The sequence below is a fragment of the uncultured Aliiroseovarius sp. genome (genome assembly GCF_947492455.1).
Taxonomy (GTDB): domain Bacteria; phylum Pseudomonadota; class Alphaproteobacteria; order Rhodobacterales; family Rhodobacteraceae; genus Aliiroseovarius.
The window spans coordinates 1-5,822 of sequence record NZ_CANLNB010000008.1; the positions used below are offsets into that span (position 1 = coordinate 1).

Below are 5,822 nucleotides of genomic sequence, written 5' to 3' on the forward strand. Positions count from 1 at the left end.
TGAAAAAAGCGCTTGCGGCTGTCGGTGAGTAACCTTAGAACCCACTTCACCGGCGGCGCTGAGGCGCACAACGGGACGCCAGACGGCGCGGACGACAGGGTCGCAAGACACGGACTGAAGCGAAGTTTGGTTAAAATACAGAGGCTTATCGGCGGGACGCGCTAAAGGAAACGGCAGCGCATCTGGTTGGTTTTTGTCTCTGGGTTCTGGTTTTACTAGGATCCACGCTCTTTGAAATTGATGGTATCTGAAGAGATATGTGGGCGGTTTGGTTCATTCGATGAACAAACAACTGCACATATATCCAACTACCTAGCGAGGCTTTTCGGAGCTAAGCGATGATGGATAGTCAGCTTCACTGTTTGTCGGCTTTCGGTATCTTTTGATACTGATGTCACAAACAGAAGTAGGTTCAACCAGCCGGTTGGACCGGAACGTTTCTAAGTCAATTGGAAACAACAGTATGTGCAGAGGTTCGAACGTCAAGGATACGCTGGTAACAGCGTTTCAACTTGAGAGTTTGATCCTGGCTCAGAACGAACGCTGGCGGCAGGCCTAACACATGCAAGTCGAGCGCACTCTTCGGAGTGAGCGGCGGACGGGTTAGTAACGCGTGGGAATATACCCGGTACTAAGGAATAGCCTCTGGAAACGGAGAGTAATACCTTATACGCCCTTCGGGGGAAAGATTTATCGGTATCGGATTAGCCCGCGTTAGATTAGTTAGTTGGTGGGGTAACGGCCTACCAAGACGACGATCTATAGCTGGTTTGAGAGGATGATCAGCAACACTGGGACTGAGACACGGCCCAGACTCCTACGGGAGGCAGCAGTGGGGAATCTTAGACAATGGGCGCAAGCCTGATCTAGCCATGCCGCGTGAGTGATGAAGGCCTTAGGGTCGTAAAGCTCTTTCGCCAGGGATGATAATGACAGTACCTGGTAAAGAAACCCCGGCTAACTCCGTGCCAGCAGCCGCGGTAATACGGAGGGGGTTAGCGTTGTTCGGAATTACTGGGCGTAAAGCGCGCGTAGGCGGATTAGTCAGTTAGAGGTGAAATCCCGGGGCTCAACCCCGGAACTGCCTTTAATACTGCTAGTCTTGAGTTCGAGAGAGGTGAGTGGAATTCCGAGTGTAGAGGTGAAATTCGTAGATATTCGGAGGAACACCAGTGGCGAAGGCGGCTCACTGGCTCGATACTGACGCTGAGGTGCGAAAGTGTGGGGAGCAAACAGGATTAGATACCCTGGTAGTCCACACCGTAAACGATGAATGCCAGTCGTCGGGTAGTATACTATTCGGTGACACACCTAACGGATTAAGCATTCCGCCTGGGGAGTACGGTCGCAAGATTAAAACTCAAAGGAATTGACGGGGGCCCGCACAAGCGGTGGAGCATGTGGTTTAATTCGAAGCAACGCGCAGAACCTTACCAACCCTTGACATCCTGATCGCGGTTACCAGAGATGGTTTCCTTCAGTTCGGCTGGATCAGTGACAGGTGCTGCATGGCTGTCGTCAGCTCGTGTCGTGAGATGTTCGGTTAAGTCCGGCAACGAGCGCAACCCACGTCTTTAGTTGCCAGCAGTTCGGCTGGGCACTCTAAAGAAACTGCCGGTGATAAGCCGGAGGAAGGTGTGGATGACGTCAAGTCCTCATGGCCCTTACGGGTTGGGCTACACACGTGCTACAATGGCATCTACAGTGGGTTAATCCCCAAAAGATGTCTCAGTTCGGATTGGGGTCTGCAACTCGACCCCATGAAGTCGGAATCGCTAGTAATCGCGTAACAGCATGACGCGGTGAATACGTTCCCGGGCCTTGTACACACCGCCCGTCACACCATGGGAGTTGGTTCTACCTGACGGCCGTGCGCTAACCTCTTTGAGGAGGCAGCGGACCACGGTAGGATCAGCGACTGGGGTGAAGTCGTAACAAGGTAGCCGTAGGGGAACCTGCGGCTGGATCACCTCCTTTCTAAGGATGTACCTAGATGATTGGTTCGCCAATCACGTGGATACACTTAGCAAGATCTGTCCTTTGCAGATCTATATCGGCAGACCCTTCGGGGTACTGTATACGGACCGGACCGTCCTCATATCTCTTCAGTACAGAAAATATCAAAGACAGACCTGCCGGTCTGGTAAGGGTCGGTAGCTCAGGTGGTTAGAGCGCACGCCTGATAAGCGTGAGGTCGGAGGTTCAAGTCCTCCTCGACCCACCATTAAGATGGGGCCTTAGCTCAGTTGGTAGAGCGCCTGCTTTGCAAGCAGGATGTCAGGAGTTCGAATCTCCTAGGCTCCACCATTACCTTCCTGTCGATTAGATTGCCGAGCATCTTTGGATGCTTCGCTGTCCAATCGGACGTCTTTTACATCGTTTAGAGAGAATACAATAACAACATAGTTGGTCACGCAAGTGAGCGTCTGACCTCAGTTGGTTCCACTTCGGTGGAAGGCTGTTTTAAGTCCCTTTCCTCGGACTTTTTACGGTATCCCGGCTGAAACGATTATGTTGTCCAAGTCAAGTACACTAACCCGAGCAGCCGAGAGGTTGCTCATTTAAGTTCCTTATCCTCTGCGTGGGGCCGACCGACATCGGCAGCGCAGGTTCCAGGGTAAGGAGCGGGAAAGTATGCTTTTGATCCAGTTTGCCCTTCGGGGTAAGAAGCGGGACACGCAAAAGGCCTGTCTTCTTCTGGATCAAATCAAGCGCGAGAAGGGCGTTTGGTGAATGCCTTGGCAGTAAGAGGCGATGAAGGACGTGATACTCTGCGATAAGCTTTGGGAAGGTGAGAATAGCCGTTATACCCAGAGATCTCCGAATGGGGGAACCCACCTGACAGTTCATTATAATTACTTCGGTAATTTATAGTGTTCTGAAACAGGTACTTTTAACCTGAATACATAGGGTTTTAAGAGCAAACCCGGGGAACTGAAACATCTAAGTACCCGGAGGAAAGGAAATCAATTGATACTCCCCTAGTAGCGGCGAGCGAACGGGGACCAGCCGAGCCATGAGTGTGGATAGAATGCGTTGGGAAGCGCAACCATAGTGGGTGACAGTCCCGTATATGAAGCATGATTGGACGTATTAAGTAGGGCGGAACACGTGAAATTCTGTCTGAAGATCGGAGGACCACCTTCGAAGGCTAAGTACTCCTTACTGACCGATAGCGAACCAGTACCGTGAGGGAAAGGTGAAAAGCACCCCGACGAGGGGAGTGAAACAGTACCTGAAACCGAACGCCTACAATCAGTCGGAGGCTCCTTGAGAGCTGACGGCGTACCTTTTGTATAATGGGTCATCGACTTGGTCTATCTAGCAAGCTTAAGCCGTTAGGTGTAGGCGCAGCGAAAGCGAGTCTTAATAGGGCGAATGAGTTAGATGGATCAGACCCGAAACCGAGTGATCTAGGCATGGCCAGGTTGAAGGTGCGGTAACACGCACTGGAGGACCGAACCCACATCTGTTGAAAAAGATCGGGATGAGCTGTGCCTAGGGGTGAAAGGCCAATCAAACTCGGAGATAGCTGGTTCTCCGCGAAATCTATTTAGGTAGAGCGTCATACGAATACTCCCGGGGGTAGAGCACTGAATGGGTAATGGGGGCCCACAGCCTTACTGATCCTAATCAAACTCCGAATACCGGGAAGTACTATATGGCAGACACACAGCGGATGCTAACGTCCGTTGTGGAGAGGGAAACAACCCTGACCTACAGCTAAGGCCCCTAATTCATGGCTAAGTGGGAAAGCAGGTGAGACGACCAAAACAACCAGGAGGTTGGCTTAGAAGCAGCCATCCTTTAAAGATAGCGTAACAGCTCACTGGTCTAAATAAGTTGTCTTGCGGCGAAGATGTACCGGGGCTCAAGCCATGAGCCGAAGCTTAGGATGTGCGATTTATCGTACGTGGTAGCGGAGCGTAGTGTGACATAGTTCCATTCCTCATTAGCATCTTCGGATGCATTTGAGGATCGGAGCTTTCGATGAAGCCGGCCTGTGAGGGATCCGGTGGAGAGATCACTAGTGAGAATGATGACATGAGTAGCGACAAAGGGGGTGAGAGACCCCCTCGCCGAAAATCCAAGGGTTCCTGCTTAAAGCTAATCTGAGCAGGGTAAGCCGGCCCCTAAGGCGAGGCCGAAAGGCGTAGCCGATGGGAACCAGGTTAATATTCCTGGGCCAGAAGGATGTGACGGATCGTGACTGTAGTTCACCCTTATCGGATTGGGTGGGCTGCTAATCGGTTCCTGGAAATAGCCCTTCATGAGACCGTACCCTAAACCGACACAGGTGGATAGGTAGAGTATACCAAGGCGCTTGAGAGAACGATGTTGAAGGAACTCGGCAAAATACCTCCGTAAGTTCGCGAGAAGGAGGCCCAGTTTCTACGCAAGTATTGACTGGGGGCACAAACCAGGGGGTGGCGACTGTTTACTAAAAACACAGGGCTCTGCGAAGTCGCAAGACGACGTATAGGGTCTGACGCCTGCCCGGTGCCTGAAGGTTAAAAGGAGGAGTGCAAGCTCCGAATTGAAGCCCAGGTAAACGGCGGCCGTAACTATAACGGTCCTAAGGTAGCGAAATTCCTTGTCGGGTAAGTTCCGACCTGCACGAATGGCGTAACGACTTCCCCGCTGTCTCCAACATCGACTCAGCGAAATTGAATTGCCTGTCAAGATGCAGGCTTCCCGCGGTTAGACGGAAAGACCCCGTGCACCTTTACTACAGCTTCACACTGGCATCAGGCACAACATGTGCAGGATAGGTGGTGGGCTTTGAAACCGGAACGCCAGTTCCGGTGGAGCCTCCCTTGAGATACCACCCTTGTTCTGCTTGATGTCTAACCGCGGTCCGTTATCCGGATCCGGGACCCTGTGTGGCGGGTAGTTTGACTGGGGCGGTCGCCTCCTAAAGAGTAACGGAGGCGCGCGAAGGTTGGCTCAGAGCGGTCGGAAATCGCTCGTTGAGTGCAATGGCAGAAGCCAGCCTGACTGCGAGACTGACAAGTCGAGCAGAGTCGAAAGACGGCCATAGTGATCCGGTGGTCCCGAGTGGAAGGGCCATCGCTCAACGGATAAAAGGTACGCCGGGGATAACAGGCTGATACTGCCCAAGAGTCCATATCGACGGCAGTGTTTGGCACCTCGATGTCGGCTCATCTCATCCTGGGGCTGGAGCAGGTCCCAAGGGTACGGCTGTTCGCCGTTTAAAGAGGTACGTGAGCTGGGTTTAGAACGTCGTGAGACAGTTCGGTCCCTATCTGCCGTGGGTGTAGGATACTTGAGAGGAGTTGCCCCTAGTACGAGAGGACCGGGGTGAACGTTCCACTGGTGGACCAGTTATCGTGCCAACGGTAGTGCTGGGTAGCTATGAACGGACAGGATAACCGCTGAAGGCATCTAAGCGGGAAGCCCCCCTCAAAACAAGGTATCCCTGAGGACCGAGGAAGACTACCTCGTCGATAGGCCAGAGGTGTAAGCGTGGTAACACGTTCAGCTGACTGGTACTAATGGTCCGATAGGCTTGATTTGATCCAGTAGAAGACAGTTCTACGGAAAATCAAAAGCATACATCACACAGTGTACAAAACTTGGAATTGCTCTTTATTCGGTTTGGTGGTCACAGCGCCAGTGAAACACCCGATCCCTTCCCGAACTCGGCCGTTAAGCACGGTTGCGCCAATGGTACTGCATCTTAAGGTGTGGGAGAGTAGGTCACCGCCAAACCTAATAAAGAGCAATAAAATATTCTCTCAGACGATGAAACAAAACAAAACGCCGGTAGCCAAAAGCTGCCGGCGTCTTGCGTTCGGGGG

Annotated in this window: 2 tRNA genes and 3 rRNA genes; all 5 read left to right on the plus strand. The window is 52.3% G+C overall.

The features are described from left to right. The first annotated feature begins 508 nt into the window (after positions 1–508). The 5 genes from Q0677_RS15025 to rrf all read left to right on the plus strand — a co-directional run bounded on the left by Q0677_RS15025 (position 509) and on the right by rrf (position 5,733). Positions 509–1,977, plus strand: a 16S ribosomal RNA gene (locus tag Q0677_RS15025). Between the two features lie 170 nt (positions 1,978–2,147). Then, positions 2,148–2,224, plus strand: a tRNA-Ile gene (locus Q0677_RS15030). Positions 2,225–2,231: 7 nt separating this feature from the next. Next, a tRNA-Ala gene (locus Q0677_RS15035) sits at positions 2,232–2,307 on the plus strand. Between the two features lie 398 nt (positions 2,308–2,705). Beyond that, positions 2,706–5,538, plus strand: a 23S ribosomal RNA gene (locus Q0677_RS15040). 80 nt (positions 5,539–5,618) lie between these two features. Beyond that, positions 5,619–5,733, plus strand: a 5S ribosomal RNA gene (rrf, locus tag Q0677_RS15045). Together the 16S, 23S and 5S rRNA genes with 2 tRNA genes alongside form the textbook arrangement of a ribosomal RNA operon. Positions 5,734–5,822 lie beyond the last annotated feature (89 nt).